This is a genomic window from Streptomyces sp. PL-25 (genome assembly GCF_058344915.1).
Genome location: NZ_CP136997.1, coordinates 4,978,448 through 5,003,371 on the forward strand (window position 1 = coordinate 4,978,448; position 24,924 = coordinate 5,003,371).

Consider the following 24,924-nt stretch of genomic DNA (forward strand, 5'->3'; position numbering starts at 1 on the left):
CCGGGAGGGCTGAGGGTCCCTCCCAGGCGCCGCGGCCCGCGGGTGTGTTCGGGCCCGGACCGGCGAACTCCTCCGCCCCGGCCGCACCCCGGCCCGCCTCGCCCCGCCGGGTGTTTCAGAACCGTACAAACGCCCGGGTACGCTCGCAGGCGTGCCCTCCATGAACGAACTCGTACGCCAGCACACCGCCCTCGACGACTCCGATCTCGAATGGCTCCATCTGCTGGTCTCGGAGTGGCAGCTGCTCTCCGACCTCTCCTTCGCCGACCTGGTGCTGTGGGTCCCGACGCTGGACGGCACCCGCTATGTGTCCGTCGCCCAGATGCGCCCCAACACCGGGCCGACCTCGTACCAGGACGACATGGTCGGCCACCTCGTGCCGCGCGGCCGCCGCCCGATGCTGGACGCGGCGCTCGACGAGGGGCGCATCGTCCGCGAGGGCGATCCGGAGTGGCGCGAGGAGGTGCCCGTGCGCGTCGAGTCCATCCCGGTGCGGCGCGAGGGGCGCGTCCTCGGTGTCATCGCGCGCAACACCAACCTGCTCACCGTGCGCACCCCGAGCCGGCTCGAACTGACGTATCTCCAGAGCGCCTCCGACCTGGCCCAGATGATCGCGGCGGGCTCCTTCCCCTTCCCCGACCAGCAGGTCGACATGGACGCCTCGCCGCGCGTGGGGGACGGGCTGATCCGGCTGGACGCGGACGGCGTGGTCACCTACGCCTCGCCGAACGCGCTGTCCGCCTACCACCGCCTCGGTCTCGCCGCCGACCTCGTCGGCCACCACCTCGGCGAGGCCACCGCCGAACTCGCCCCGTCCCGCGCGCCGGTGGACGAGGCGCTGGTGAAACTGGCGAGCGGCTGGGCCCCGCGCGAGTTCGAGATCGAGGCCAGCGACGGGGTGATCCAGTTCCGGGCCATTCCGCTCAAACCCAAGAGCACCCGCATCGGTTCCCTGGTCCTGTGCCGCGACGTCACCGAACTGCGCCGCCGCGAACGCGAGTTGATCACCAAGGACGCGACGATCCGGGAGATCCACCACCGGGTCAAGAACAATCTCCAGACGGTGGCGGCGCTGCTGCGGCTCCAGGCCCGGCGCATCGACTCCGAGCGCGGCCGGGAGGCCCTGGAGGAGGCGGTCCGCCGGGTCGGCTCGATCGCCATCGTGCATGAGACGCTGTCTCAGAACCTGGACGAACGGGTGGAGTTCGACGAGATCGCCGACCGGGTGCTGGCGATGGTCGCCGAGATCTCGCCCGGCAAGGTCACCGGTCGGCGCAGCGGGCGGTTCGGGATCCTGGACGCCGAGGTCGCCACCCCGCTCTCGATGGTGCTGACCGAAGTCCTCCAGAACGCGCTGGAGCACGGGTTCCGCCAGGACGACACCGGCACCGTCGAGGTCTCCGCGGTCCGCGGCGGCAGCACGCGCGAGGGCCGGCTGCTGGTGACGGTCCAGGACGACGGCGTGGGGCTGCCCGAGGGGTTCGACCCGCACCGTTCCGGAAACCTCGGTCTCCAGATCGTGCGCACCCTGGTCGAGGGCGAGTTGGGCGGCACCTTCGACATGGTCCCGGCCCCGGAGCGCGGCACGCGCGTCCTGCTCGACATCCCGGTCGGCACCGCCAAGTAGGAGTCGTAGCCGTCACGGTGACGGCGTCCGGGTCCCCGGCACGGCGGTGCGGGTCCTCGGCGCAGCAAAGAGCCCCGGACCGTGATCGGTCCGGGGCCAGTCGCTCGTTGCTGCCCCATCGGGTGGGGTACCCCTGCTCGAAGAGCTCGGGGAGCATCGGTGGTACTGCGCGCTGCGGCTCGGGTGCGGGGGATGCGTACGCGCTGTACGCGCCGCCAAGCTCAGGCTGTCAGCGGGGTGGCTGTGGTCAGGCGGAGGCCTGACGGGCCCGGTTGCGAGCGGCGCGGCGCTTCATCGCGCGGCGCTCGTCCTCGCTGAGACCACCCCAGACGCCGGAGTCCTGGCCGGACTCGAGCGCCCACTGCAGGCACTGCTCCATAACCGGGCAGCGACGGCAGACGGCCTTGGCTTCCTCGATCTGCAGCAGCGCAGGACCGGTGTTGCCGATGGGGAAGAAGAGCTCGGGGTCTTCCTCGCGGCAAACGGCGTTGTGACGCCAGTCCATGGCTGCTACCTCTCCTTGGTATTACGTGCAAGTTGCTTGTGAATGTGAACGCTTTCACGAATCCCTCAACAAGTGAAGGGCCGACCGTCAGGTTTCCCTGGCGTGGTCCTGTGGATTGAAGAGGGGTTCCGGCGATCTCCGGGGCCCGGTGTGTTGGGCCGTCCCGATCGCCATGTAGAGATTCGCAAACCTCGGCGGCGGATACAACCCCTTCCGGAAACTTTTTTTGGATTCCTCGGTGTCGACTAGGTCACAGCCGTACTTCCATGGGGTGGATCCTGGCCTAAACGTTCGAGTGAAAGGACTTTGGGCCCTTCCACTCACACAATCACACGCAGTGCACGGCGTACGCCTGTGAACGTCACGCTCGTACGCAGCCCCAGATGGTCACCGTCCATCTGGAGGGGGAGCGGAGCCTTCGAATGCAAGGTGAAGCTGCTCAGGTCGTGCAGTGACAGGGCGTGCCTGCCCTGCGGTCCGCGCTCGGGGGACGAAGTGAGCAACTGGGTGCCGTACCGGGCCACCGCTGCCGTGGACAGCCGGCTGAGTCCGAGCACGTCGAGGCCGGTGTCGAAGGACGCCCGGGGCGAGGTGTACATCGGGCGATTGCCCAGGTAGGTCCACGGCGAGGTGTTCGACACTATCGCCACCACCAGATCGGCGACCGGGTCCTCGCCGGGCCGCTCCAGGGTGATCGCGCCGTGCCGCCGGTTCGGCTCGCCGAAGAACTGGCGCAGCACCTGCCGTACGTACAGCGCGTGCGTCGATTTTTTGCCGCGCTCGCGCTGCTGTTCGACGCGTCCGACCACGCCCGCGTCGAAGCCCAGTCCGGCGTTGAAGGTGAACCAGCGCTCGGGGACCGCCGCGTCGTCGGTGCCCGGCGTCCCGGAGGCCAGTCCCAGCCCGACCGTGCGTTCGCTGCCCTCGCGCAGGGCGTCCAGGATCGCGCCGGTCGCCTCCACGGCGTCGTTGGGCAGCCCCAGGGCGCGGGCGAAGACATTGGTGGACCCGCCGGGCACCACCGCGAGGCGGGGCAGGCGCTCGGGGTCGGGGCCCCGGTGCAGCAGCCCGTTCACGACCTCGTTGACGGTGCCGTCGCCGCCCAGGGAGACGACCAGGTCGATGTCCTCGCTGTCCGCCGCCTGCCGGCCCAGGTCGCGGGCGTGGCCGCGGTACTCGGTGGTGACCGCGTCCAGTTTCATCTCGCTGGCGAGCGCGTGGATCAGGACGTCGCGCGTACGTGCGCTTGTGGTGGTAGCCGCCGGATTGACCACGAGAAGTGCACGCATGGTCAGCAGCGTACCTACTGAGGAGTACTCGGCCCAGGCCGAGGTAGGGATCGGGTAAGAGGGGAGGGCGTGAGCCTGGACACGGTCCGGTGCACGGCGCGGGCTACCCTTCTGGGGTGAGCAGCGAGCAGAACCCCTCCACCGGCACCACGGACGCACCCTCCGGCCCGCGCCCGCGACGGCTGACCGCCGCGGCGGCGCTGTGCGCGCTGGAGGGGCTGGCCCTGCTCGCCGGCGGCGTCTGGATGCTGGTCCTCGGCCTCACGGGCGGACACGACCGGCAGCAGGCCGTCACGGGCGGGATCACCGTCCTGGCGCTCGCGCTGCTGCCGCTGCTGGCGGCCCGCGGGCTGCTGCTGCGGCGCAGCTGGAGCCGGGGGCCCGCGCTCATCACCCAGATCATGGCGCTGCCCGTCGCCTACAGCCTGCTCCAGGCCGACAGCGTGGCCGTCCCGGCGGGCGTCGCCCTCGCCGCCGTGGCCGTGGCGTCCCTGGTCCTGCTGGTCCACCCGGCGACGACCCGGGCCCTCGGCATCAGGGGACCGGGCCGTGCCCAGGAGACCGGCCAGCGGTAACCGCGCGCCCCGGGGGGCCGCACCGGCGAGGTCCGGTCACTCCTCCACCAGCAGCTTCTCCCGGAGCTGGGCCAGCGTGCGGGCCAGCAGCCGCGAGACGTGCATCTGCGAGATGCCGACCTCCTGCGCGATCTGCGACTGGGTCATGTTGCCGAAGAAGCGCAGCAGCAGGATGCGCTTCTCACGCGGCGGGAGGTCCTCCAGCAGCGGCTTCAGCGACTCGCGGTACTCCACGCCCTCCAGCGCCTCGTCCTCGGCGCCCAGGGTGTCGGCGACCGCCGGGGACTCGTCGTCGGTGTCGGGGACGTCCAGGGACAGCGTGGAGTAGGCGTTGGCCGACTCCAGGCCCTCCAGGACCTCCTCCTCGGAGATGGCCAGCTTCTCGGCCAGCTCGTGCACCGTGGGGGAGCGGCCGTGCAGCTGGGACAGCTCGGCCGTCGCCGTGGTGAGCGAGAGCCGCAGCTCCTGGAGCCGGCGCGGCACGCGCACCGCCCAGCCCTTGTCCCGGAAGTGCCGTTTGATCTCGCCGACGACCGTCGGGGTCGCGTACGTGGAGAACTCCACGCCGCGGTCCGGGTCGAACCGGTCGACCGACTTGATCAGTCCGATCGTGGCGACCTGGGTGAGGTCGTCCAGCGGCTCGCCGCGGTTGCGGAAGCGGCGCGCGAGGTGCTCGACGAGGGGCAGGTGCATCCGGACCAGCTGGTTGCGCAGCTCCGCGTACTGCGGGCTGCCGTCCGGCAGCGCGCGCAGCTCGACGAACATCGCGCGTGCGCCGCTGCGGTCGTGCGGGTCGTGCTGCGCGCCGCGCACGCGCGGGGCGCTCTGCGCGGTGTCCTCGGAGTCCCGCTCGTGCTCGCTCATCGTCCCGCCCGTCGCCCTTCCCCGAGCCCTTGCCTCCTCTCCCGCCCTCGGCCGCTGCGACCGGGCGGACCGGGCGGACGGGTCCCCGCGCCCGTCGGCGGTGTCGCCCCGCGCGGCGCCGTCCCGCTCCCGCGGCTCCGCGCCCAGGGCGCCGGACTCCGCGGTGTCGTCCTCCGGATGCGGCCTGGCCTGCTCGGGGATGCCGTCGATGCCGCCCGCCGGCCGTGCGGGCTCCGCCGGAGCGCCCTGGACACCCTGGGCGCTCCTGTTGGGCTTTCCGGCCGCGTCGGCGCGAGGCGGGGTCCCGCCCTCGGTCGGCAGCTCCCGTGTGCCGCGTTCTTCGTCCCGCACCGGCCCGTCCCCGTTCCTCACGCCGGCCCGGGTCCCGCGCCGCGCTGTTTGTAGAGGCTGATCGAAACGGTCTTGTCCTCGTCCACGGCGGAGGAGACCTTGCCCGCCAGGGCCGACAGGACGGTCCAGGCGAAGGTGTCCCGCGAGGGGGCGTGACCGTCCGTGGTCGGGGCCGAGACGGTGACCTCCAGCGAGTCGTCGACCAGCCGGAAGACGCAGCTGAGCACCGAGCCGGGCACGGCCTGCTGGAGCAGGATCGCGCAGGCCTCGTCCACCGCGATGCGCAGGTCCTCGATCTCGTCGAGGGTGAAGTCCAAACGGGCCGCCAGGCCGGCCGTGGCCGTCCGCAGCACCGACAGGTAGGCACCCGCAGCCGGCAGCCGGACTTCCACGAAGTCCTGGTTCGCCGCGGGCTCGCCTGCGATCTGGGACACCCTCACCTCCAAGGTGGTACAAGCTCTCTAGGGCCGAGGGTCGCCCCCCGGGGCACACGATTCATGGTCCAGCGGTGACGCTACCGCGCTCACGCCACTCGTGTTCCGGGACCCCGACCCCTTCCTGTCACTCATAGTAAACCTACGGATACGCTCCGTGGCTAGGGGTTGGGCGGATCCAAATAGGAACAACGCGCGCCGGGTTGACGTACCCACACGTCAGACGGTCGAACCGTCGGGAAACCCGGTCACACCAGGACGTGGTCCACGAAGCACCAGCGCCAGTCCTCCCCGGGCTCGAAGGTCCGCATCACCGGGTGCCCGGTGTCCTTGTGGTGCGTCGTGGCGTGCTGGCCCGGCGACGAGTCGCAGCATCCCACGTGGCCACAGGTCAGGCAGAGCCGCAACTGCACCGGGTGTGTGCCGTCCCGCAGGCACTCCGGGCACGTCTCGCTTCGGGGCTCGGGCTCCGGATACGGCAGCGCGTCGGCGTGCGTGCACTGTTTCATGATTGCCAGATTACGACTTCCGCGCGGAGGACCGCGCGGAAAAGCCGGGCGGGACGACACGATGGGCGGGCGAGGACGATGGACGTGATGCCGCTGCTTCTGCTGGTGGCGGGCAGCGCCGCGGTGGCCGGGGCCGCCCGGCGCACCCCGGTGCCGGCTCCGCTGCTGCTCGTCGCCGCGGGACTTGCGATCTCCTACGTGCCCGGCGTGCCGGACTACACGCTCGACCCGGAGGTGGTCCTGCCGCTGCTGCTGCCCCCGCTGCTGTACACGTCCGCGGCGGACAGCTCCTACCTGGACCTGCGGGCGCAGCTGAGACCGGTGGCCCTGCTCTCGGTCGGCTACGTGCTCTTCGCGACCTTCGTGGTCGGCTGGGCCGCCTACCGGATCGTGCCGGGGCTGCCGCTGACGGCCGCGCTGGTGCTGGGTGCCGTGGTGGCCCCGCCGGACGCGGTCGCGGCGACGGCGGTGGCCCGCCGCGTCGGGCTGCCCTCCCGGATCACCACCATCCTCCAGGGCGAGTCCCTGCTCAACGACGCCACCGCGATCACCGCCTACAAGGTGGCCCTCGCCGCGGCCGTCGGCGAGGGCGCGACCTGGTCGGGCGGGACGGAGGAGTTCCTCGTGGCGGCGGTCGGCGGGGTCGGCATCGGACTGGTGCTGATGGCACCGCTGCACTGGCTGCGCACCCACCTGAAGGAGGCGCTGCTCCAGAACACCCTCTCGCTGCTGATCCCGTTCGTCGCCTACGGCGTCGCCGAGCAGGTGCACGCCTCCGGTGTCCTCGCGGTGGTCACCGTCGCCCTCTACCTCGGCCACCGTGCCTGGGAGGTCGACTTCGCGACCCGCCTCCAGGAGGAGGCCGTGTGGAAGATGGTCGCCTTCGTCCTGGAGTCGGCGGTGTTCGCCCTCATCGGACTGCAACTGCCCGTCGTCCTGCGCGGCCTGGAGAAGTACTCCGGGGCCGAGGCCGCCTGGTACGCGATCGCCGTGTTCCTGGTGGTGGTGGCCGCCCGGTTCGTCTGGGTGTTCCCGGCGACGTTCCTGCCGAGGCTGCTGTCCCGGCGGGTGCACGAGCGGGAGGAGAATCCCACCTGGAAGGGCGCGGTGATCACCTCCTGGGCCGGGATGCGGGGCGTGGTGTCCCTGGCCATCGCCTTCTCCGTCCCCCTCACGGTGCACGGCGGCGAGCCCTTCCCGCAGCGGAACCTGCTGCTCTTCCTGACCTTCACGACGGTCATCGGCACCCTGGTGGTGCAGGGCCTGACCCTGCCGCCGCTCATCCACCTGCTGAAGTTCCCCGGCCCCGACCCGCAGGCCGCCACCCTCGCCGAGGCGAACGCCCAGGCCCAGGCGTCCCGGGTCGCCGAGGAACGCCTGGAGGAACTGCTCGCCGACGAGCGCAACGTCCTGCCGCCGCCCCTCGCCGACCGGCTCCGCTCGGTCCTGGAACGCCGCCGCAACGCCGTGTGGGAGCGCCTCGGCCAGACCAACCCGGTCACCGGTGAATCGGTCGACGACACCTACCGCAGGCTCTCCCGGGACATGATCGGCGCCGAGCGCGCCGTCTTCGTGCACCTGCGCGACGGCCGCTACATCGACGACGAGATGCTGCGCACCCTGCTGCGCAGGCTGGACCTGGAGGAGGCCGCCGCCTACCGGGAGGCCGCGTAGCGGCGGGGAGCGCGCCCCGGGGCGGTGCCCTGGTGCGGACCGGCCGCTCCGCTACGGCGGGAACGGCCGCCCCGTCACCACGGCCGCGATCGTCGTCCCGCGCGCGAAGGCGCCCTCCTCGGCCAGGGCCACCAGGGCGTAGAGCAGCTTGGCGACGTACAGGCGCTCCACGGGGACGCCGTGCCGACCGGTGAAGTCCTCGGCGAAGGCGTCGAGTTCAGGGGTGGTGCGGGCGTAGCCGCCGAAGTGGAAGCGGTCGTCGAGGGACCAGGTGCCGCGACGGCCGCCGAAGGCCCTCTCCTGGAGGCCGAGCACCTCGGCGGCCAGGAAACCGCCCTTGAGGACCGGTATCCCCAGCGCCCGGCAGCCGCCGGGCAGTCCGGCGGCGAGTCCGGCCAGGGTGCCCCCGGTGCCGCAGGCCACACCGACGACATCGGCCCGGCCCGCCAGCTCCGCGCCCAGAGCGGTGCAGCCGCGCACCGCCAGGGTGTTGCTGCCGCCCTCGGGCACCACATGGGCGTCCTCGGCACCGGCCGCGCGGAGCACGGCCGCGAGCGTTTCGGGTTCCGCCTTGCTCCGGTACGTGGACCGCTCGACGAAGTGCAGCCGCATGCCGTCGGCGGCGCACCGGGCCAGGGAGTCGTTGAGCGGCCGGTCCGCCAGCTCCTGGCCGCGCACCACGCCCACCGTGGGCACGCCCAGCAGCCGTCCGGCCGCCGCGGTCGCCCGCAGATGGTTGGACCAGGCGCCGCCGAAGGTCACGATCGTCCGGCCCGCTGCCGCGCGCAAATTCGGCGCGAGCTTGCGCCACTTGTTGCCGGTCAGCTCCGGGTGGATCAGATCGTCGCGCTTGAGCAGCAGGCGCAGTCCGCGCCGGCCGAACCGCTCGTCGCTCAGCTCCTGCAAGGGGGACGGGAGGACGGGGGAGAGGGAGGGGGAGAGTGCGGTGGGACCGGTGGGACCGGGGGAGGCGGTGGGACCGATGGGGCCGGTGGAGGCGGTGGGACCGATGGGATCGGGGACGGCGGAGCTGGTCACCGGACCATTGTCCCCGCGTCCGCCCGGACCGGGAGAAAGGCCCGTGCCGTACGGAATTCCGGTACGCGCGCCGGACGGGATCCCCATGTGTGCCCGGCCCGGAGGTGATCCATTCCCGCTCTTTCGTGTAATAGCACGGCCACGTTACGTGATGGAAGGCTGGGCCCTGCAAATCGATGCCCGGCGCCGATCGCACCGGGCATGACCGGGAGGGCAATTCTCTATGTCGGTAGGCGATGAGGTCCGCACGGAGCAGGACCGGCCGCAGCAGAGCCTCGGCACCGCGGCCGCGCGGAACCTGGCCACCACCACCAAGTCCGTACCCCAGATGCAGGAGATCAGCTCGCGCTGGCTCCTGCGCATGCTGCCGTGGGTGGATGTGCAGGGCGGCACGTACCGGGTGAACCGGCGGCTCACGTACGCCGTCGGCGACGGACGGATCACCTTCGTGAAGACGGGCGACCGCGTCGAGGTGATCCCCGCCGAACTCGGCGAACTGCCCGCCCTGCGGGGGTACGAGGACACCGACGTGCTCTCCGAGCTGGCCCAGCGCTGCCGGCAGCGGGAGATCGCCGCAGGCCAGGTCATCGCCTCCTTCGGCAACCAGTCCGAGGACGTCTACCTGCTCGCGCACGGCAGGGCCGAGAAGGTCGGCACCGGCCCGTACGGCGACGACCAGGTCCTCGGCGTCCTCGCCGACGGCGCCTACTTCGGCGAGCAGGCACTGCTGGACCCGGACGCCATCTGGGACTACACGGTCCGCGCCGACACCACGTGCACCGTCCTCGTCCTGTCCCGGCACGACTTCGAGCAGGTCGCCGAGCGCGCCGACTCGCTCCGCGCCCACCTGCGGCAGCTGCGCTCGATCCCGGGCCAGCGCACCAACAGGTACGGCGAGAAGGAGGTCGACCTCGCCGTCGGGCACAGCGGCGAGCCGGACATCCCGCACACCTTCGTCGACTACGAGGCCAGCCCCCGCGAGTACGAGCTGAGCATCGCCCAGACCGTGCTGCGCATCCACACCCGCGTGGCCGACCTCTACAACCAGCCGATGAACCAGACGGAGCAGCAGCTCCGGCTCACCGTCGAGGCGTTGAAGGAGCGCCAGGAGCACGAGCTGGTCAACAACCGCGACTTCGGCCTGCTCCACAACTGCGAGTACGACCAGCGGATCCAGCCGCACGACGGCGCGCCCAGCCCCGACGACATGGACGAACTGCTCAGCAGGCGCCGCGGCACCAAGCTGTTCCTCGCCCACCCGCGTGCGATCGCCGCGTTCGGCCGCGAGCTGAACCGGCGGGGACTGGTCCCCGAGACGATCGACATGGGCGGCAACCGCATCCCCACCTGGCGCGGGGTGCCGGTCTTCCCGTGCAACAAGATCCCGGTCAGCGAGGCCCGGACCAGCTCGATCATCGCGCTGCGCACCGGCGAGGAGGACCAGGGCGTCATCGGGCTGCGCGCGAAGGGCATCCCGGACGAGATCGAGCCGAGCCTGTCCGTGCGGTTCATGGGCATCAACGAACAGGCCATCGTCAAGTACCTGGTGACGGCCTACTACTCGGCGGCCGTGCTGGTACCGGACGCGGTCGGTGTCCTGGAGAACGTCGAGGTCGGCCGTTGGTACTGAGCCGCATCGCCGGCTCGCGGTGTCCGCGCCCGCGGGCCCGGGTAGTACACCCCGGCCGGCACCCGGGCGGACGTCCCGCGCCGGACGCGCAGGCGCCACTGTTCGCGGACTCACCGAGGGGGAGCGGATGGCCGAGATCATGACGGGGACGACACCGCGCCCGCCGGGTGCCCGCAGTGGCGCGGCGACGGCGCGGCAGGCGGGGGCGGCCTCCGTGGCGGCGCTGCCGCGGCCCGCCGGTGCGGACGAGGGCGGCGGTCCCGAGGGCTCGCCCGACGGGCAGGACGCGGCGGTGATCCTGGAGCGGGCCCGGACGTCGTTCGATCCCGAACTGCGTTCGGCGGTAGCCTCGTTGCCCGCCTCCATGCGTCGCATCGCCAGTTACCACTTCGGCTGGGAGCACGCGGACGGCACACCGGCCGCCGGGCACGCGGGCAAGGCGATCCGCCCGGCACTGGTCCTCACCGCGGCCGAGGCACTCGGCGGCCCGCGGGCGCGCGCGAGCGCCGCGCGGGCCGCGGCGGCGGTGGAACTGGTCCACAACTTCACGCTGCTGCACGACGACGTGATGGACCGGGACACCACCCGCCGCCACCGGCCCACGGCCTGGACGGTGTTCGGCGACACCGATGCCATCCTCGCCGGGGACGCCCTCCAGGCACTGGCCCTGGGGATGCTCGCCGAGGACCCGCATCCGGCGTCCCGGGCGGTCGCCGCCCGGCTCGCGTCCTGCGTCGTCGAACTGTGCGCGGGCCAGCACGCGGACAGCGCACTGGAGCAGCGCCCGCCCTGCGAGGTGACGCTGCCCGAGGTGCTCGCCATGGCCGAGGCCAAGACGGGAGCGCTGATCGGCTGCGCCTGCGCCGCCGGAGCGCTGTACGCGGGAGCGGCCGAGGAGGAGGTGGAGGCGCTGGACGCGTTCGGCAGACAGGCGGGACTGGCGTTCCAGCTCATCGACGACGTGATCGGCATATGGGGCGACCCCGGCCGTACGGGCAAGCCGGCCGGTGCCGACCTCGCCGCCCGCAAGAAGTCGCTGCCCGTGGTCGCCGCGCTCACCTCCGGCACCCCGGCCGCCCGGGAGCTGGCCGAGCTCTACGCCCGGCCCCACCAGGAAGGGGAGGAGGAGCGCGCCGCGCTGATGGTGGAGCGGGCCGGCGGCCGGGACTGGGCCCAGTCCCAGGCGGCCGACCGGATGGCCCAGGCCGTCCAGGAACTCTCCCGTGCCGTCCCGGACCCCGCCGACGCGGGAGGTCTGCTGGCGCTGGCCGAGTTCGTGACCCGCCGCACCAGCTGAGGCGCGCGCTCAGGTTCCGGAGCCCCCGGGCCCGTACGGTTCCTGACCCCGTACGGCGGCCGGGGCTCCGGTTCGGCGGGTCCCGCACTGCCCCACGGTGTGCGGGGCCCGCCCCGCACCGTCCCGGCAAGCGCCCGGTACGCTCGGCGCCCGTACCGGCACTGCTTGTCGAGGTGAGGGGCGGACGATGGGCGTGGCGATCCGGGCGGCCGGGGAAGACGACCGGGAACTGGTCGTGCGGCTGCTGGACGAGTCCTTCCGGGACGACCCCGTGAGCAGCTGGGTCTTCCCGGACGCGGAGTACCGCCGCCGGACTCACCACCGGCTGATGGGCGCCTTCACGGACGTGGTGCTCGCCGACGGCCGTATCGACCTGACCGAGGACGGCGCGGCCTGCGCGCTGTGGCTGTCGATGCCCGCGTCCGCCGCCGACACCCACGGCTCCGCCGGTCCCGCCGGTCCTGACGGTTCCGCTACTCCCGACGGTTCTGGCGGTCGTGGCGGGGAACCGGCCGACCCGGCGGTGTGGATGCGCGAGACGGTCGATCCGGCGAACCCGAGGGTGGAGGAGATCGTCCGGCTCCTGGACGCGACGCATCCTGCGGGCCGGGCCCACGAGTACCTCTGGATGATCGCCGTCGCCCCGGACCGGCAGGGCGCGGGCCTGGGCGGCGCGCTCGTCCGGCACGTCCTGGACCGCTGCGACCGCGAGGGTCTGCCCGCCTATCTGGAGGCCAGCAGTCCGCGCAGCACCAGGCTCTACGAACGCCTGGGGTTCGCGTACACCGGTACCACGGTCGACCTGCCGGACGGCCCGCGGATGTGGCCGATGTGGCGCGAACCCGGCACCGGCGGCCGGACCGCCGAAAAGCGCTAAGCCTCTTCGGTCTCCGGTACGAGAGCCGCGACGACGCGGTCCACCAGGCCGTCGGGCACGCTCACTCCGGGCAGGACGCCGTCCAGGACGTCCGGCAGGGTCAGGTGTTCGAGGAGCAGGCCGAGCATGGCGAGGTAGAGGACGGTCACGGTCTCGTCGCCGCCGGGCAGCGCGGCCGCCCGGTGGAACTCCAGGGCCTGTTCCAGATCACCGCGCACCGACCGGGTGTAGGAGGCGCGCAGCGCGGGGCGCCGGGTGGCTTCGAGGCGCATCTCCAGCAGCGCCAGGTAACCGCTGCGGTCCCGGGTCGCGCGGTGCAGCAGGTCGTGCATGAACGCGGTGACCAGGGCGCGGTCCCTGGGGCGGTCCATCAGATGGGCGACCACCTCCGGGTCGGGCGCCAGACGGATGTGCAGCCGGGCGTCGATCTGGCGCAGCAGGTCGTCGCGGCCGGTGAAGTAGTTGGACGCGGTGCCCACCGGCACCCCCGCTTCGGCGTCGACCGCGCGGAAGGTCAGCCCGCGGGCGCCTTCCCGCGCGAGTACCTCGACCCCCGCGTCGACCAGCGCCGCCCGCCGCTCCGGATTCCCGGCCATACGGAACCCCTTCTCTCACTTGCTTGGTGATGCCGTGATCCCTTGCAACCACTACGCTTGAAGTACTACAACTGAAGCACTACAAGCGCAGTGGTTCGCCGCGCAGCCTACGGAAAGAGTCCGGATTGCGAAAGCTCACCTACTTCATCGCCTGCTCGATCGACGGCTTCATCGGGGCCCCTGACGGCGACGCGCAGATGTTCTTCGCCTACCTCGACCAGGAGTTCCTCGGCTTCCTGACGGAGGAGTACCCGGAGACCGCGGCCACCCAGGGCCGCCGCGCGCTCGGCATCGACCACCTGGAGAACAAGCGCTTCGACACGCTGATCCAGGGCCGGGTCAGCTACGACCTCGCCCTCAAGGAGGGCATCACCAGCCCGTACGCCCATCTGCGCCAGTACGTCGCCTCGCGCACGCTGGGGCAGTCGCCCGACCCGGACGTGGAGGTCATCTCCACCGGCCTGGTGGAGCGGGTGCGCGCACTGAAGGCGGAGGAGAGCGAGTTCGGCATCTATCTGTGCGGCGGCTCGCGGCTCGCCGGGGAACTCGCCGACGAGATCGACGAGATCGTCGTCAAGACCTACCCGGTCGTCCTCGGCTCGGGCCTGCCGATGTTCGCGTCGGGCTTCTCCGTCACGCCGTTCACCCTCGACGAGGTGCGCACCTTCGCCAACGGGGTGCTGGTGCGGACGTACCGGAGGGCATGAGGGGCCGTCCTACGAAGCCGCCCGGGGCAGGCCGCCCGTCTCCGGGTCCCGGCCGGTCAGGCAGTACAGACCGCCGGCCGGGTCGCGCATGACCGTCCAGTGCGGGTGGTCGGCCACCCGGGTCGCGCCCCGTTCCTCGTGCCGGGCACGGGTGGCGGCGATGTCCGCGCAGGCCAGGTCCGGGTGGGCGGCGGCGGCCCGCTCCTCGTCCAGGCGCTGGAGCAGGATCCGCACCGGCAGACCGGCCGGCGGCGCGATCGTGTGGAACTCGGGCAGCGCGCCGGGCCGCGACGTCCAGCCCTCCAGCAGCCCGCTCCAGAAGGCGACCTCCGCGCGGAAGGCGGACGGCGGCACATCCAGACACACCTGGTCCAGTCGGCTGCCGCGCACGACGGGCGGACGCACCGACTCCCCGGCCCAGGGCACCGCACAGAACAACAGCCCCGCCGGTGACCGCAGTACGGCCCATCCCTCGTGCTCGGCGGCAACCGAGCCCCCGAGCCGTACGGTCGCCGCCGCCAGCCCCGGCACATCGTCGACCGCCAGGTCCAGATGCGCGCCCCCGCCCCCGGAACCGACCGCCTGCACCTTCCCGCAGGCGTCCCCGCTCTCCGGCACCAGAGTGGCGAACTCTCCGTTCTCGCCCCGCACCTGCGACGCCCGGCTGTCCGTGACGGCGGCCCAGAACTCCAGGGCCCGCCCGAAACTCTCCACGGGCCGGTCGACGAAGGCGTACGTCCAGCGGATCTCCATGGGGCCGATGGTACGAGTACCCGGGCTCCACCAAGGGGCCGGTGCCCGGAGCCGGACCGCGGCCGGGCCGGACCGCCGCCCCGCCGGACCAGGACCGCCGGACCGCCGCACCGCTCAGTCCACGCGGTGCGGCCGGTGGCGGACGACGCGCATGCGGACCTCGGTGGGCGTCGGCGGGGAGCCGGTGGACCGGTGCGCGGTGCGGAGCGGTCCTTCGCAGAGGGCACCGAGTGCGGCGCCGGGCGCGCCCTCGGGGGTGAGGATGAGCCCGACGCGCGTGCGGGGGCAGGCGGCCCGGCCGGTGATGCGTACGGTCGCCTGGTCGACCCCCGGCAGGGCGCCGGCCTCGGCCGCGACCGCGTCGGCGAGTGCGCTGTCACGCAGTTCGACGCCCTCCTGCGGAGGTGCGCCGCCGACGGGCAGAGTGCCGGGGCGGCGGCGGCTCAGCTGGGTGAGCAGCCACCACAGGGCGAGCAGGAAGGCGAGGGCGAGGGCGGCGATGACCGCGGGCCACCACCACCAGCCCTGGCTGCTCCAGCGCTTCCGGTCGGCGGAGCCGAGCAGCACGTCGCCGGGGGCCGTCAGGGGCCAGCCGCCGGGCGGGACCAGATCGTGCGGCCGGTAGACGTCGAGCCCGGCGAAGAGGATCAGCAGTCCGCCGCCGAGCAGGACCAGTCCGGCGAGGGCCAGCAGGCTGCGGTTGAGTACGGATCTCGGCGTCATGGTTCGGGCTCCCGATGCTGCGGGTTTCCGGTCGGTACGGGTTCCGGTCGGTCGGTGCGGATCTCCGGTCAGTGGGCGCGCCGTCGCACGCGTACGACGATGCGGGGCGGGCGGGCGAGGGCCAGCCAGCCGCATTCCTCGTCGAGGACCGCGGTGAGGTCGTCCTTCACCTGCCGGGAATCGCGGAAGCGGACGTCCGCGCGGGCTCTGACGCGGTGGCGGCGGACCCGCACGCGCGCCGCGCCGACCCCGGGCACCCGCATCGCGGCGTCCCGCAGCAGGCCGGCGGCCCCGTCGCGGTCCAGGGAGGCCCGCAGCCAGGGGCAGTCGGCGGGCGAGCGCAGGGGCAGCCAGTGGCGCAGGCCGGGGGTGAGAGCCAGGAGGATCAGCCAGACCCCGAGGGCGGCGGCCACGGCGGCTCCCGTGAGCATCCACACGTCGTCCACCGGGCGGGTGGCCAGTTCGTCGGTCAGGTGCCGCCGCCAGGCCGCCGCCGGACGCCCCGCCCGTACGGCGACCACGTCCACCAGCGCCGCGACCGCTGCCACGAGCAGCACCAGGGCGACCACCGCCGCCGGGACGCGGCGCGCGGACCACGGCCGGCGGGTCCGGTGCCCGCTGCCGCCGTCCCCGGACCCGCGCCCGGACCCGCGCTCACGGCCGGACATGTCACGACCGGGCGGATCGGGCTCCTTCGCCGCAGACTCCTCCACCGCGGACTCCTTCGCCGACGGCACCATGGCGGCGCGGTGCCCGGACGACGGAGCGGAGCGGCCCGGAAGGCCGGGTTCGGATGTCATCGGATCACCCCTTTCCGCACGGCACGCCCGGCGCGCCGCAGGTCATACGCGGGTGCGCCGCACGGCACGCCCGGTGCGCGGGGCCGCTGCGCGCCGGTCACCGGACCCGCCCCCGGCTCGCTCCGGCGGCTGTCACCAGCCGGCGGACGGTGAGGGTCACCTCGCCCACCCGCAGGCCGGTCAGCGTGGCCACCCGTTCGGCGACGTCCTGCCGGATCCGCTCGCAGGCTTCGGGGATGTCGGTGGGGTAGGGCAGGTCGAGGGCCAGATGCAGGCGCACCGATCCGGAACGGACGGCGGCGGAGGCGCCGGGCGCCGTCGGCCCGCCCCGGTCCGGCGGTACGGCGGCGCGTCCGGTCTGGGACGTGCGCGTGGCCTGTGCGGCGATACGCTCGACCACCCTGTCCGGGATGACGGTGGCGCCCCGCTCCGCCGGGGGCGGCAGGCCCGCGGGCGGAGCCGGTGCGCCCGGCCCCTCGCGGGGCGGACCGGGCCGGGTCCTCACCGCGGCCTCCGGGTCCGGACGTCGAGGTCGCCCTGCACGGCGAGGCCGACGACCAGCCCCACCGCGCCCAGGACCAGTACCAGCAGAAACGCCCAGAAGCCGCCGAAGTACCCGGCGAAGCCCAGCGCCATGCCCGCCACGAGGCCTGTCGTTGCCGCGTTCATCATGCACTCACCCGTCTCACGAACGTACGTGGCTTTCCCCGGTCACCCGCTCTTCCCCGCTCACGCCCCCAGGGCGCGGCGGCGGCTCACCGCACGCGGCCCTCGTCCGGCTGGTCCTCGTCCTCCTCGTCGGGGAGGTGGACGTCGTCGACGGTGATGTTCACCTCGACGACCTCCAGCCCGGTCATCCGTTCCACGGCGCTGATGACATTGGCGCGGGCGCCGCCGGCGACGTCGACGATGGAGACGCCGTACTCGACGACGACATCCACGTCCACCGCGGCCTGGCGCTCGCCGACCTCGACCTTCACTCCTCGTGTGAGGCCGCCTCCGCCGCCGCCCGGCACCCGCTCCCGCACGGCGCCGAGAGCACGGGCCATGCCCGCGCCCAGGCTGTGGATGCCCGGCGACTCGCGGGTGGCCATGCCCGCGATCTTCGCCACCACGCCGTCCGCGATGGTGGTCTTCCCCCGTGTCTCGGCCGGTGCCCCGGCCCCGGTGCGGCCCTTGAGCGCGCTCACACCCGCCTCGGGCCGGCTGCCCCCGCCGACGCTGGTGATGTTGTCCGTCATGGCGGTCGCCTCGATCGGTCGGTCGGACACCGGTGTTGGTGCCCCTCACAAGGTTGGACATATCGGACGGGGCATCTCTCACGCGCGAAGGCTGTGACGTGCATCACAAGGCGCTCTCCGGGTACGCGGCGGTGGTCCGAGTCTTCGTACGGGAACGCCATGATCGAACGCACTGTGTCCCCACCGCCGGAAGGCGACCTGCGGGAATGTGACCTGCCGGACGGGCTGCTGGCCGTACGGGCGGCAGAGGGGGACGACGACTCCTTCGCCGCTCTCGTCCGGCGGCACGGCTCGTCCCTGCTCGCCCTGGCCCGCTGCATGCTCGGCAACCCCCAGGACGCCGAGGACGCCGTCCAGGACGCCTTCGTCAGTGCCTGGCGGCGGCTGCCGGAGTACCGGCACAGCGCGGAGTTCCGTACCTGGATGTACCGGATCACCGTCAACCGCTGCCTGACCATGCGACGGCGCAGACCGCCGCCCCTCTCCCTGGACGCCGTCGTCGAGCCCGCGGCGGGCGACGCCTGGAGCCAGCCCGCCCGGTCCGCCGAGCAGGACGCGGCCACCGCCGCCCTCTCCCGCGCGCTCGCCGGACTGGACGCCGGGCAGCGGCTGTGCTGGATCCTCCGGGAGGTGCAGGGCCTGTCCTACAAGGAGATCGCCCACGTGACCCGGACCAGCGAACAGACGGCGCGCGGACGGCTGTTCCGGGCCCGCCGATCCCTTCAGGAGGCGATGGGCCCATGGCGCTAGACGCCCCGCACGCACGGCCTTCCGGACCGCCCGGGGCCGACGGGCCCCCGTTCGAAGGCGATGAGGTGCTGCCCTGCGGCCGCCTGCTCAGCCAGGTGTGGGAGCGGGCGCGGGACACGGCCGCGGACCCGCACACCGCCTCCTGTCCGTACTGCCGCGAGGCCGTCGAGGGGCTGGCGGCGCTGACCGAGGCCACCCGGGCGCTGTGCGCCACCGAGGACACCTCCGCCCTCCGGGCGCTCACCGAGCGTGTCATGGACGTCGTCAGGGCAGAGGTACGGCTCGGACGGCTGCTGCCCCTGGCCGATCCGGAACGGGACCTGCGGATCGCCGAGAGCGCCGCGGCGAAGGTGCTGCGGCGGGCCGCGGACACGGTGCCCGGCGCCAGGGCGGCGGCCTGTCGGCTCCGGCCCGAGGGGGAGGGCGCGGACGTCCGCGTCACCCTGACCCTGGCCGCCGCGCTCGACCGCCCGCTGCCCGACCGGGTCCGCCAGGTGCGCCGGTCCGTCCTCCACTCGGCCCGGCACGACCTGGGCCTCGCCGTGACGGCCGTCGACATCACCGTGACCGGCGTCCTGGAACCGGAACAGCCCCCGGAGCCCGGCCCCGTGACCGGCGGCGGCGCGTGATGACCGCCGTCCCCGCGGCCACGGCGCTGCCCGGCGTCGCCTCCGAGGCGGCCCTCGCGGTGCCCGGTGTGGCGGCCCTGGACCCCCGCCTCACCCGCCGTCTCGCGGCAGCCGCCGCGCCCGCCCGGCCGGACGCCACCCCGCGACGGGCGCCGCCCGAGGCGGCCGTCCGGGCCGGCCGGCCGCCCGACGGCACGGGGTGGCACATCGAGGTGCGCTGCGTCCTGTCCGGGCGGCGGCGGGCGCTGGACGTCGCCCGTGACGTCCACGACCGGGTGGCGGCCGCCGCCGTCGCGCACCTCACCATGCTCGGCGCCGTGGAGCCGGTCACCGTCGAGGTCGTCGTGACCGGTGTCGTCGCCCGGCGGCCCGACGCGGCGTGAGGCGCGGCTGCGCGTCCGCGGCCGGAGCGGTGAAGGCCGGGGTCGGAGCGAGGAAGGCCGGAGCCGGGGCCGGGCGAAAAAGACCGCACCCGGACCGGCACGGCCGCCGTTGTCGGCGGCCTGCGGTCCGGGTGCGGGCAGGAGACTCTGCGTTCAGAGAAACCGCAGGTCGCAAGGCTCAAGCGAAGATCAGGCCTTCTTGGTCTCCCAGAAGATCTTGTCGATCTGGGCGATGTAGTCCAGCGCCTTCTGGCCCGTCGCCGGGTCGGTGGAGGCCTTGGCGGCGGAGAGGGCCTTCAGCGTGTCGTTGACCAGCTGGTGCAGTTCGGGGTACTTCTCGAAGTGCGGGGCCTTGAAGTAGTCGCTCCAGAGCACGGAGACGTGGTGCTTGGCCAGCTCGGCGCGCTGCTCCTTGATGACCGTGGCGCGGGCCTGGTAGTGCGGGTCGTCGTTGCCGGCCATCTTCTCCTGGACGGCCTTCACCGACTCCGCCTCGATGCGGGCCTGGGCGGGGTCGTACACACCGCAGGGCAGGTCGCAGTGCGCGCTGACCTTGACCTTGGGGGCAAACAGGCGGGAAAGCATGGAGCATTCCTTCCTCGTGATCGTCTTCTCAGGGGGGACATTACTCCCTGCAAAGCCTGTTTTCGCGGGTGCCCCCAGGGGCTTAGGACAAAAGTCCAGGGTCAGACTGGGACTGGTGGAGGAACGGACCGGGGAGGTGCCGGGGATGCCGGAGCTGTTGCAGGAGACCGAGCGCAGAGGCGCTCTGCTGCCCTTCGGGCTGGCCGAGGTGACCGGTCCGTCCATGGTGCCCACGCTGCACCAGGGGGACCGGCTGGTGGTGCAGTACGGGGCCCGGGTCCGCGCGGGGGAGGTGATCGTGCTGCGCCATCCGTTCCAGCAGGACCTGCTCGTCGTCAAGCGGGCGGCGGAGCGCCGCGAGGGCGGCTGGTGGGTGCTGGGCGACAACGCGTACGCGGGCGGGGACAGCACCGACTACGGCACGGTGCCGGAGGACCTGGTGCTGGGCAGGGTGTGGCTGCGCTACCGGCCGCGCCGGGACGGTCAGCGCTCGCCGCTGGCGCTGGTGCGCTGGGCGCTGTCGGCGGTCAGGCCCGTGCTCGCCGACCGGTCGGCCTCCAGGCGCTTGCGGGCCCGGTAGGCGGCCACGTTGGCGCGGGTGGCGCAGCGGTCGGAGCAGTAGCGGCGGGAGCGGTTGGTCGAGGTGTCCAGGTAGGCGTTGCGGCAGGGCGCGGCCTCGCACAGGCCGAGGCGGTCCACGCCGTACGCGGTGAGGTGGAAGGCCAGGCCCATGGCCGCGATCGCCGCGTAGCCGGCGGTGGCGTTGGACGGGTGGTCGGCCAGGTGCATGTGCCACAGCGGCCGGCCGTCCTCGTCGCGGTGGTCGTGCCCGGAGATCTGCGGGCTCACCGGGAACTCCAGCAGCAGCGAGTTCAGCAGGGCCACCGCCAGGGTCTCGTCGCCCTGGTCGGCCGCCTCGAAGACCGACCGCAGCCGCCCCCGGACCGAGCGGAAGCGGGTGACGTCGGCCTCGGTGGCGCGCCGGGCCGCCGAGCCGTTGGCGCCGAACAGGTCGCGGACCGCCTCCACCGAGGTCAGGACGTCTTTGCCGCGCCCCGGTTCCTCGCTGTTGACGAGACGTACGGCGTAGTCCGAGTAATAGGCCAGTTCCACTTGTAGTCCTTACGAGGGCGCTCTATGGTCGTGGGTGCGGTCGGTAACAGCCGGTCGTGGTTCCAGGGTATTACGACGCGACCTGAGTGAGGGAGACGGCGATGACCGGCACGGGCAGGGACGTCACGACGGCGGGCACCGACTGGCGGGCCTGGCAGGAGAGCTGGGACCGGCAGCAGGAGTGGTACATGCCCGACCGGGAGGACCGCTTCCGCATCATGCTCGACATGGTGGAGGCCCTGGTCGGCGCCGCGCCGCGGGTCCTGGACCTGGCCTGCGGCACCGGAACCATCACCGCCCGCCTGCTCGACCGCTTCCCGGGGGCCACCAGCACGGGCGTCGACCTCGACCCGGCGCTCCTGGCCATCGCCGAGGGCACCTTCGCGGGTGACGAGCGGGTCTCCTTCGTGACCGCCGATCTGAAGGACCCCGACTGGACGGCGAAGCTGCCGTACGCCTCCTACGACGCCGTCCTGACCGCCACGGCCCTGCACTGGCTGCACAGCGAACCCCTCGCCGCCCTCTACGGTCAGGTCGCGGGACTCGTCCGCGACGGTGGTGTCTTCATGAACGCGGACCACATGATCGACGAGTCGACGCCCCGGATCAACGCGGCCGAGCGCGCCCAGCGCCACGAGCGCATGGAACGGGCCAAGGAGGAGGGCGCCCTGGACTGGGCCGCCTGGTGGCAGGTGGCCGCGAAGGACCCGGTGCTGGCCGGGCCGACCGCCCGCCGCTTCGAGATCTACGGGGAGCACGCCGACGGCGACATGCCCTCCGCCGCCTGGCACGCGCGCGTGCTGCGCGAGAAGGGCTTCGCCGAGGCCCGCCCGGTGTGGTGCTCGCCGTCGGACACCCTGCTGCTGGCCCTGAAGTAGCGCGGGCCGCGGCGCGCACATGTGTGAGGGGCGGTACGGGACGAACCCGTACCGCCCCTCACACATGCCCGCCGTACGGCGGGGCTACAGCACCTTCGACAGGAACGAGCGCGTGCGCTCGTGCTGCGGGTCGGTCAGCACCTCGCGCGGGTGGCCGGACTCGACCACCACGCCCTCGTCCATGAAGACCAGGCTGTCGCCGACCTCGCGGGCGAAGCCCATCTCGTGGGTGACGACGACCATCGTCATCCCGGACTCGGCGAGGTCGCGCATGACGTCGAGGACGTCGCCGACCAGCTCGGGGTCGAGCGCCGAGGTCGGCTCGTCGAACAGCATCAGCTTGGGGTCCATGGCCAGCGCGCGGGCGATGGCCACGCGCTGCTGCTGGCCGCCGGAGAGCTGCGAGGGGTAGTGCCCCGCGCGGTCGGCCAGGCCCACCCGCTCCAACAGCTGCATCGCGCGGTCCCGGGCCTCGCCCCGGTTCACGCCCCTGACCTGGACCGGCGCCTCGATGACGTTCTCCAGGGCGGTCATGTGCGGGAACAGGTTGAAGCGCTGGAAGACCATGCCGATGTCGCGGCGCTTCATGGCGACCTCGCGGTCGCGCAGCTCGTAGAGCCTGTCGCCGTGCTGGCGGTAGCCGACCAGCTCGCCGTCGACCCAGAGCCGGCCCGCGTTGATCTTCTCCAGGTGGTTGATGCAGCGCAGGAACGTCGACTTGCCGGAGCCGGAGGGGCCGATGAGGCAGAACACCTCGCCCGACCTGACCTCCAGGTCGATGCCCTTGAGCACCTCGACCTGGCCGAAGGACTTGTGCACGCCCTCGGCCTTCACCATCGCCACGCCGGTGCCGGGCGCGGCCTGGTCCCGCTTGGTGAGCTTGTCGGTCATGCCGTGACCTTCCTGCTGGAGAAGGACGTCAGATGTGCTCGGACCTTCTGCCAGGGCGTGGCCGGCAGGCTGCGGCTGGAGCCGCGGGCGTAGTACCGCTCGATGTAGTACTGGCCCACGCTCAGCACCGAGGTCATGATCAGGTACCAGGCGGCGGCGAGGAAGTACATCTCCACCGGGGCGCCGGAGACCTGTCCGATGTCCTGGGCGTAGCGGAACAGCTCCGGATACTGGACGGCCGCCACCAGGGAGGTCGTCTTCAGCATGTTGATGACCTCGTTGCCGGTCGGCGGCACGATCACCCGCATCGCCTGCGGGATGATGATGCGCCGCAGGGTCCTGCCGTGGCTCATGCCCAGCGCGTGGGCGGCCTCGGTCTGGCCCTCGTCGACGGCGAGCAGGCCGGCGCGGCAGATCTCCGCCATGTACGCCGCCTCGTTCAGACCCAGGCCGAGCAGCGCCGTCAGCAGCGGCGTCATGAAGTTCGACCAGTAGTCCTTGTAGAACGGCATCAGGTTGACGTACTCGAAGACCAGGCCGAGGTTGAACCAGAGGAACAGCTGGACCAGGACCGGGGTGCCGCGGAAGAACCAGATGTAGAACCAGGCGATCGCCGAGGTCACCGGGTTCTTCGACAGGCGCATCACCGCGAGGACGATGCCGCCGACGATGCCGATCAGCATCGACAGGACCGTCAGCAGGAGGGTCTTGCCGACGCCGGTGGTGATCCGGTCGTCGAAGAAGTAGTCCGGCACGGCGTGCCAGTTGATCTTGCCCTGGCCGAACGCGTAGATGATCGCGGCCAGGGCGGCGATCGCGACGAGCGCGGTGACGTAGCGCCCGTAGTGCCGGACGGGGATGGCCTTGACGGCCTGGGGGCCGGTGGCGGGCGCGTCGCCGGGCCCGGCCGTCTTGTCGATGTCAGCAGTCACGGATGTCGCCTCTCAGCGGCCGCTCGGCGCGGTCACTTGCCGCCGTTGACGACGGACTCCTTGACGGCGCCGTCCTGGGCGCCCCACTTCTCCAGGATCTTCTGGTACTCGCCGCTCTTGATGATCGCGTTCATCGCGGCCTGGAGGGCGTCGCGCAGCTGGGTGTTGCTCTTGCCGACGGCGATGCCGTACGGGGCCGCCTCGACCTGCTCGCCGACGACCTGGAAGTCCTTGCCGCCGCCGGAGGTCTTCACCGCGTACGCGGCGACCGGGAAGTCGGAGGAGGCCGCGTCCACGCCGCCCGAGCGCAGGCGGGTCTGGGCCTGCTGGTCGTCGTCGAACGCCTCGATGGTGAGCTTCTTGCCGCTCGGACACTTCTTCGCCTCGGCCTTGGCGAGGTCCTGCGAGACGGTGCCGCGCTCCAGCGCGATCTTCTTGCCGCACAGGTCGGACCAGGAGGTGATGTTCTCCGTGTCGCCCTTACGCGTGTAGATGGAGACGCCGGCGGTCAGGTAGTCGACGAAGTCGACCCCCTCACCGACCTTCTTGCCCGTGGTCGGGTCGACACCGTCCTGGCGGCTCTTGTTGTCCGTCATCGCCGACATCGCGATGTCGTAGCGGCTGGAGCGGATGCCGGTGAGCAGGGCGTCGAAGGTGCCGTTCTCGAACTGGAAGGTCACGCCGAGCTGCTTGCCGAGCGCCGCGGCGACATCGGGGTCGAGCCCGGCGACCGCGCCGGACTTGTCCTTGAACTCGACCGGCGCGTAGGCGATGTCCGAACCGACCTTGACGACACCCTTGTCGCGGATCGCCGCCGGGAGCTTGCCGGCGAGCGGCGCGGAGTTCGCGGAGGAGGAGTTCCCCGAGGACGTGTCCTTGTCCTTGTCCTTGGTCTGGTCACCGCAGCCGGTGAGCAGCAGGGCGCCTGCGACCGCGATCGCGCCCGCCGCGGCCAGACGGGAGTGCGCGGCGGTCGTACGACGGGTGGAGCGTGCGGTCATGGTGGGTTCCTCCGGCGGATGGGTGGAGATGCCGATGGGTCGACGAGAACACACACCTTCGGGTGTTGCGACCTCGTGTGATTGACGCATCTTGCCATTCGGACTGCGCCGTTCAGGGCAATCCCGATGTCAAAATCGGATAACGGGTGATCCGCGGAGCCCGACCGGCCGATCCGCTGGACCGGACCTTCGACGGGAATGACTTCTTCCGGCCGGAGAATCTCCTGCCCGGCCCGGCCCGCACCGCGGCGGCGGACGGCTTATGGGCGAAT

The 24,924-nt window shown here is 72.5% G+C and carries 30 protein-coding genes; 12 read left to right on the forward strand and 18 right to left on the reverse strand.

Annotated elements, in window-relative coordinates; genetic code table 11:
* Positions 1–160 precede the first annotated feature (160 nt).
* Positions 161–1,627 carry a sensor histidine kinase gene (locus R4Z62_RS22585; protein ID WP_491521912.1) on the forward strand — a complete coding sequence of 489 codons (1,467 nt, stop codon included), beginning with the start codon at positions 161–163 and terminating at the stop codon, positions 1,625–1,627.
* A 247-nt stretch (positions 1,628–1,874) separates the two neighbouring features.
* Here R4Z62_RS22585 and R4Z62_RS22590 read toward each other — a convergent pair whose 3' ends face one another.
* Together R4Z62_RS22590 and R4Z62_RS22595 are read right to left on the reverse strand one after the other, a co-directional pair.
* Positions 1,875–2,132 (reverse strand): WhiB family transcriptional regulator, encoded by a 258-nt coding sequence (locus R4Z62_RS22590; protein WP_016639615.1) that lies wholly within the window; start codon positions 2,130–2,132, stop codon positions 1,875–1,877.
* A gap of 320 nt (positions 2,133–2,452) precedes the next feature.
* Entirely contained in the window at positions 2,453–3,421 is a 969-nt protein-coding gene (locus R4Z62_RS22595; protein ID WP_064535221.1) for a diacylglycerol/lipid kinase family protein, read from the reverse strand.
* A 116-nt stretch (positions 3,422–3,537) separates the two neighbouring features.
* On the opposite strand from R4Z62_RS22595, the gene R4Z62_RS22600 reads away from it, so the two are divergent.
* On the forward strand, positions 3,538–3,996 hold the full coding sequence (locus R4Z62_RS22600) for a hypothetical protein (RefSeq protein WP_064535222.1): 459 nt from the start codon (positions 3,538–3,540) through the stop codon (positions 3,994–3,996).
* Positions 3,997–4,032: 36 nt separating this feature from the next.
* Here R4Z62_RS22600 and R4Z62_RS22605 read toward each other — a convergent pair whose 3' ends face one another.
* The 3 genes from R4Z62_RS22605 to R4Z62_RS22615 all read right to left on the reverse strand — a co-directional run bounded on the left by R4Z62_RS22605 (position 4,033) and on the right by R4Z62_RS22615 (position 6,154).
* Positions 4,033–5,211 (reverse strand): RNA polymerase sigma factor SigF, encoded by a 1,179-nt coding sequence (locus R4Z62_RS22605; protein WP_491520726.1) that lies wholly within the window; start codon positions 5,209–5,211, stop codon positions 4,033–4,035.
* Between the two features lie 17 nt (positions 5,212–5,228).
* Positions 5,229–5,645 (reverse strand): ATP-binding protein, encoded by a 417-nt coding sequence (locus tag R4Z62_RS22610; RefSeq protein ID WP_009190566.1) that lies wholly within the window; start codon positions 5,643–5,645, stop codon positions 5,229–5,231.
* A 248-nt stretch (positions 5,646–5,893) separates the two neighbouring features.
* Positions 5,894–6,154 (reverse strand): UBP-type zinc finger domain-containing protein, encoded by a 261-nt coding sequence (locus tag R4Z62_RS22615; RefSeq protein WP_018571357.1) that lies wholly within the window; start codon positions 6,152–6,154, stop codon positions 5,894–5,896.
* A 78-nt stretch (positions 6,155–6,232) separates the two neighbouring features.
* On the opposite strand from R4Z62_RS22615, the gene R4Z62_RS22620 reads away from it, so the two are divergent.
* Positions 6,233–7,828: a Na+/H+ antiporter gene (locus R4Z62_RS22620; protein WP_491520727.1), complete on the forward strand. Its 1,596-nt coding sequence runs from the start codon at positions 6,233–6,235 to the stop codon at positions 7,826–7,828.
* A 51-nt stretch (positions 7,829–7,879) separates the two neighbouring features.
* Here R4Z62_RS22620 and R4Z62_RS22625 read toward each other — a convergent pair whose 3' ends face one another.
* Positions 7,880–8,866: a 1-aminocyclopropane-1-carboxylate deaminase/D-cysteine desulfhydrase gene (locus R4Z62_RS22625; protein ID WP_491520728.1), complete on the reverse strand. Its 987-nt coding sequence runs from the start codon at positions 8,864–8,866 to the stop codon at positions 7,880–7,882.
* A 223-nt stretch (positions 8,867–9,089) separates the two neighbouring features.
* On the opposite strand from R4Z62_RS22625, the gene R4Z62_RS22630 reads away from it, so the two are divergent.
* The 3 genes from R4Z62_RS22630 to R4Z62_RS22640 all read left to right on the forward strand — a co-directional run bounded on the left by R4Z62_RS22630 (position 9,090) and on the right by R4Z62_RS22640 (position 12,670).
* Positions 9,090–10,496: a family 2B encapsulin nanocompartment shell protein gene (locus R4Z62_RS22630; protein WP_064535224.1), complete on the forward strand. Its 1,407-nt coding sequence runs from the start codon at positions 9,090–9,092 to the stop codon at positions 10,494–10,496.
* Between the two features lie 127 nt (positions 10,497–10,623).
* Positions 10,624–11,793 carry a family 2 encapsulin nanocompartment cargo protein polyprenyl transferase gene (locus R4Z62_RS22635; RefSeq protein WP_491520729.1) on the forward strand — a complete coding sequence of 390 codons (1,170 nt, stop codon included), beginning with the start codon at positions 10,624–10,626 and terminating at the stop codon, positions 11,791–11,793.
* 187 nt (positions 11,794–11,980) lie between these two features.
* Positions 11,981–12,670, forward strand: a complete 690-nt coding sequence (locus tag R4Z62_RS22640) for a GNAT family N-acetyltransferase (RefSeq protein ID WP_389597596.1) — start codon at positions 11,981–11,983, stop codon at positions 12,668–12,670.
* Here R4Z62_RS22640 and R4Z62_RS22645 read toward each other — a convergent pair.
* Positions 12,667–13,266 (reverse strand): TetR/AcrR family transcriptional regulator, encoded by a 600-nt coding sequence (locus tag R4Z62_RS22645; protein ID WP_064535227.1) that lies wholly within the window; start codon positions 13,264–13,266, stop codon positions 12,667–12,669. The two genes, R4Z62_RS22640 and R4Z62_RS22645, sit on opposite strands and share 4 nt — an antisense overlap.
* Before the next feature lie 125 nt (positions 13,267–13,391).
* On the opposite strand from R4Z62_RS22645, the gene R4Z62_RS22650 reads away from it, so the two are divergent.
* Positions 13,392–13,973: a dihydrofolate reductase family protein gene (locus tag R4Z62_RS22650; protein ID WP_064535228.1), complete on the forward strand. Its 582-nt coding sequence runs from the start codon at positions 13,392–13,394 to the stop codon at positions 13,971–13,973.
* 9 nt (positions 13,974–13,982) lie between these two features.
* Here the strand turns inward: R4Z62_RS22650 and R4Z62_RS22655 are convergent, their stop codons facing one another.
* The 6 genes from R4Z62_RS22655 to R4Z62_RS22680 form a co-directional block, all read right to left on the reverse strand.
* Positions 13,983–14,726, reverse strand: a complete 744-nt coding sequence (locus R4Z62_RS22655; RefSeq protein WP_491520730.1) for a VOC family protein — start codon at positions 14,724–14,726, stop codon at positions 13,983–13,985.
* 114 nt (positions 14,727–14,840) lie between these two features.
* Positions 14,841–15,449, reverse strand: a complete 609-nt coding sequence (locus R4Z62_RS22660; protein WP_491520731.1) for an alkaline shock response membrane anchor protein AmaP — start codon at positions 15,447–15,449, stop codon at positions 14,841–14,843.
* Between the two features lie 68 nt (positions 15,450–15,517).
* Positions 15,518–16,249, reverse strand: a complete 732-nt coding sequence (locus R4Z62_RS22665; RefSeq protein WP_491520732.1) for a DUF6286 domain-containing protein — start codon at positions 16,247–16,249, stop codon at positions 15,518–15,520.
* 97 nt (positions 16,250–16,346) lie between these two features.
* Positions 16,347–16,754, reverse strand: a complete 408-nt coding sequence (locus R4Z62_RS22670) for an Asp23/Gls24 family envelope stress response protein (RefSeq protein ID WP_491520733.1) — start codon at positions 16,752–16,754, stop codon at positions 16,347–16,349.
* Positions 16,751–16,921 (reverse strand): hypothetical protein, encoded by a 171-nt coding sequence (locus R4Z62_RS22675; protein WP_159393111.1) that lies wholly within the window; start codon positions 16,919–16,921, stop codon positions 16,751–16,753. Before R4Z62_RS22675 ends, R4Z62_RS22670 begins: the two co-directional genes overlap by 4 nt.
* An 83-nt stretch (positions 16,922–17,004) precedes the next feature.
* A complete protein-coding gene (locus R4Z62_RS22680; protein ID WP_491521913.1) occupies positions 17,005–17,490 on the reverse strand; it encodes an Asp23/Gls24 family envelope stress response protein in 486 nt (161 codons plus the stop codon).
* Positions 17,491–17,649: 159 nt separating this feature from the next.
* On the opposite strand from R4Z62_RS22680, the gene R4Z62_RS22685 reads away from it, so the two are divergent.
* From R4Z62_RS22685 to R4Z62_RS22695, 3 genes are read left to right on the forward strand one after another with little or no spacing between them, the layout of a single operon-like run.
* Positions 17,650–18,240: an RNA polymerase sigma factor gene (locus tag R4Z62_RS22685; RefSeq protein ID WP_389597605.1), complete on the forward strand. Its 591-nt coding sequence runs from the start codon at positions 17,650–17,652 to the stop codon at positions 18,238–18,240.
* The gene (locus tag R4Z62_RS22690) at positions 18,231–18,869 is read left to right on the forward strand and encodes an Asp23/Gls24 family envelope stress response protein (RefSeq protein ID WP_491520734.1); all 639 of its coding nucleotides are present in this window, start codon (positions 18,231–18,233) and stop codon (positions 18,867–18,869) included. Before R4Z62_RS22685 ends, R4Z62_RS22690 begins: the two co-directional genes overlap by 10 nt.
* A complete protein-coding gene (locus tag R4Z62_RS22695; RefSeq protein ID WP_491520735.1) occupies positions 18,869–19,252 on the forward strand; it encodes a hypothetical protein in 384 nt (127 codons plus the stop codon). Before R4Z62_RS22690 ends, R4Z62_RS22695 begins: the two co-directional genes overlap by 1 nt.
* Positions 19,253–19,441: 189 nt before the next feature.
* Here R4Z62_RS22695 and sodN read toward each other — a convergent pair whose 3' ends face one another.
* Complete coding sequence (sodN, locus tag R4Z62_RS22700; RefSeq protein ID WP_064535234.1) at positions 19,442–19,837, reverse strand: superoxide dismutase, Ni; 396 nt, start codon at positions 19,835–19,837, stop codon at positions 19,442–19,444.
* A 145-nt stretch (positions 19,838–19,982) separates the two neighbouring features.
* On the opposite strand from sodN, the gene sodX reads away from it, so the two are divergent.
* Positions 19,983–20,417, forward strand: a complete 435-nt coding sequence (sodX, locus tag R4Z62_RS22705; protein ID WP_355476958.1) for a nickel-type superoxide dismutase maturation protease — start codon at positions 19,983–19,985, stop codon at positions 20,415–20,417.
* Here sodX and R4Z62_RS22710 read toward each other — a convergent pair.
* The gene (locus tag R4Z62_RS22710; RefSeq protein WP_355476846.1) at positions 20,321–20,950 is read right to left on the reverse strand and encodes a CGNR zinc finger domain-containing protein; all 630 of its coding nucleotides are present in this window, start codon (positions 20,948–20,950) and stop codon (positions 20,321–20,323) included. The two genes, sodX and R4Z62_RS22710, sit on opposite strands and share 97 nt — an antisense overlap.
* A 101-nt stretch (positions 20,951–21,051) precedes the next feature.
* Here R4Z62_RS22710 and R4Z62_RS22715 point away from each other — a divergent pair, with 101 nt between their 5' ends.
* Positions 21,052–21,828, forward strand: a complete 777-nt coding sequence (locus R4Z62_RS22715; protein WP_491520736.1) for a class I SAM-dependent methyltransferase — start codon at positions 21,052–21,054, stop codon at positions 21,826–21,828.
* Positions 21,829–21,912: 84 nt separating this feature from the next.
* On the opposite strand, the gene R4Z62_RS22720 is transcribed toward R4Z62_RS22715, so the two are convergent.
* From R4Z62_RS22720 to R4Z62_RS22730, 3 genes are read right to left on the reverse strand one after another with little or no spacing between them, the layout of a single operon-like run.
* Positions 21,913–22,665 carry an amino acid ABC transporter ATP-binding protein gene (locus R4Z62_RS22720; RefSeq protein WP_064537633.1) on the reverse strand — a complete coding sequence of 251 codons (753 nt, stop codon included), beginning with the start codon at positions 22,663–22,665 and terminating at the stop codon, positions 21,913–21,915.
* Between the two features lie 50 nt (positions 22,666–22,715).
* On the reverse strand, positions 22,716–23,651 hold the full coding sequence (locus R4Z62_RS22725; protein ID WP_064535237.1) for an amino acid ABC transporter permease: 936 nt from the start codon (positions 23,649–23,651) through the stop codon (positions 22,716–22,718).
* A 32-nt stretch (positions 23,652–23,683) separates the two neighbouring features.
* Positions 23,684–24,652, reverse strand: coding sequence for an ABC transporter substrate-binding protein (locus R4Z62_RS22730; RefSeq protein ID WP_064535238.1), 969 nt, complete (start codon positions 24,650–24,652; stop codon positions 23,684–23,686).
* Positions 24,653–24,924 lie beyond the last annotated feature (272 nt).

Excerpts from the sequence above, each read along its gene's own strand:
- R4Z62_RS22585 (WP_491521912.1), top strand. The coding sequence starts at position 161 with ATGAACGAACTCGTACGCCAGCACACCGCCCTCGACGACTCCGATCTC.
- R4Z62_RS22590 (WP_016639615.1), bottom strand. The coding sequence starts at position 2,132 with ATGGACTGGCGTCACAACGCCGTTTGCCGCGAGGAAGACCCCGAGCTC.
- R4Z62_RS22595 (WP_064535221.1), bottom strand. The coding sequence starts at position 3,421 with ATGCGTGCACTTCTCGTGGTCAATCCGGCGGCTACCACCACAAGCGCA.
- R4Z62_RS22615 (WP_018571357.1), bottom strand. The coding sequence starts at position 6,154 with ATGAAACAGTGCACGCACGCCGACGCGCTGCCGTATCCGGAGCCCGAG.
- R4Z62_RS22620 (WP_491520727.1), top strand. The coding sequence starts at position 6,233 with ATGGACGTGATGCCGCTGCTTCTGCTGGTGGCGGGCAGCGCCGCGGTG.
- R4Z62_RS22630 (WP_064535224.1), top strand. The coding sequence starts at position 9,090 with ATGTCGGTAGGCGATGAGGTCCGCACGGAGCAGGACCGGCCGCAGCAG.
- R4Z62_RS22635 (WP_491520729.1), top strand. The coding sequence starts at position 10,624 with ATGGCCGAGATCATGACGGGGACGACACCGCGCCCGCCGGGTGCCCGC.
- R4Z62_RS22640 (WP_389597596.1), top strand. The coding sequence starts at position 11,981 with ATGGGCGTGGCGATCCGGGCGGCCGGGGAAGACGACCGGGAACTGGTC.
- R4Z62_RS22645 (WP_064535227.1), bottom strand. The coding sequence starts at position 13,266 with ATGGCCGGGAATCCGGAGCGGCGGGCGGCGCTGGTCGACGCGGGGGTC.
- R4Z62_RS22655 (WP_491520730.1), bottom strand. The coding sequence starts at position 14,726 with ATGGAGATCCGCTGGACGTACGCCTTCGTCGACCGGCCCGTGGAGAGT.
- R4Z62_RS22660 (WP_491520731.1), bottom strand. The coding sequence starts at position 15,449 with ATGACGCCGAGATCCGTACTCAACCGCAGCCTGCTGGCCCTCGCCGGA.
- R4Z62_RS22665 (WP_491520732.1), bottom strand. The coding sequence starts at position 16,249 with ATGACATCCGAACCCGGCCTTCCGGGCCGCTCCGCTCCGTCGTCCGGG.
- R4Z62_RS22675 (WP_159393111.1), bottom strand. The coding sequence starts at position 16,921 with ATGATGAACGCGGCAACGACAGGCCTCGTGGCGGGCATGGCGCTGGGC.
- R4Z62_RS22680 (WP_491521913.1), bottom strand. The coding sequence starts at position 17,490 with ATGACGGACAACATCACCAGCGTCGGCGGGGGCAGCCGGCCCGAGGCG.
- R4Z62_RS22685 (WP_389597605.1), top strand. The coding sequence starts at position 17,650 with ATGATCGAACGCACTGTGTCCCCACCGCCGGAAGGCGACCTGCGGGAA.
- R4Z62_RS22690 (WP_491520734.1), top strand. The coding sequence starts at position 18,231 with ATGGCGCTAGACGCCCCGCACGCACGGCCTTCCGGACCGCCCGGGGCC.
- R4Z62_RS22695 (WP_491520735.1), top strand. The coding sequence starts at position 18,869 with ATGACCGCCGTCCCCGCGGCCACGGCGCTGCCCGGCGTCGCCTCCGAG.
- sodN (WP_064535234.1), bottom strand. The coding sequence starts at position 19,837 with ATGCTTTCCCGCCTGTTTGCCCCCAAGGTCAAGGTCAGCGCGCACTGC.
- sodX (WP_355476958.1), top strand. The coding sequence starts at position 19,983 with ATGCCGGAGCTGTTGCAGGAGACCGAGCGCAGAGGCGCTCTGCTGCCC.
- R4Z62_RS22715 (WP_491520736.1), top strand. The coding sequence starts at position 21,052 with ATGACCGGCACGGGCAGGGACGTCACGACGGCGGGCACCGACTGGCGG.
- R4Z62_RS22720 (WP_064537633.1), bottom strand. The coding sequence starts at position 22,665 with ATGGTGAAGGCCGAGGGCGTGCACAAGTCCTTCGGCCAGGTCGAGGTG.
- R4Z62_RS22730 (WP_064535238.1), bottom strand. The coding sequence starts at position 24,652 with ATGACCGCACGCTCCACCCGTCGTACGACCGCCGCGCACTCCCGTCTG.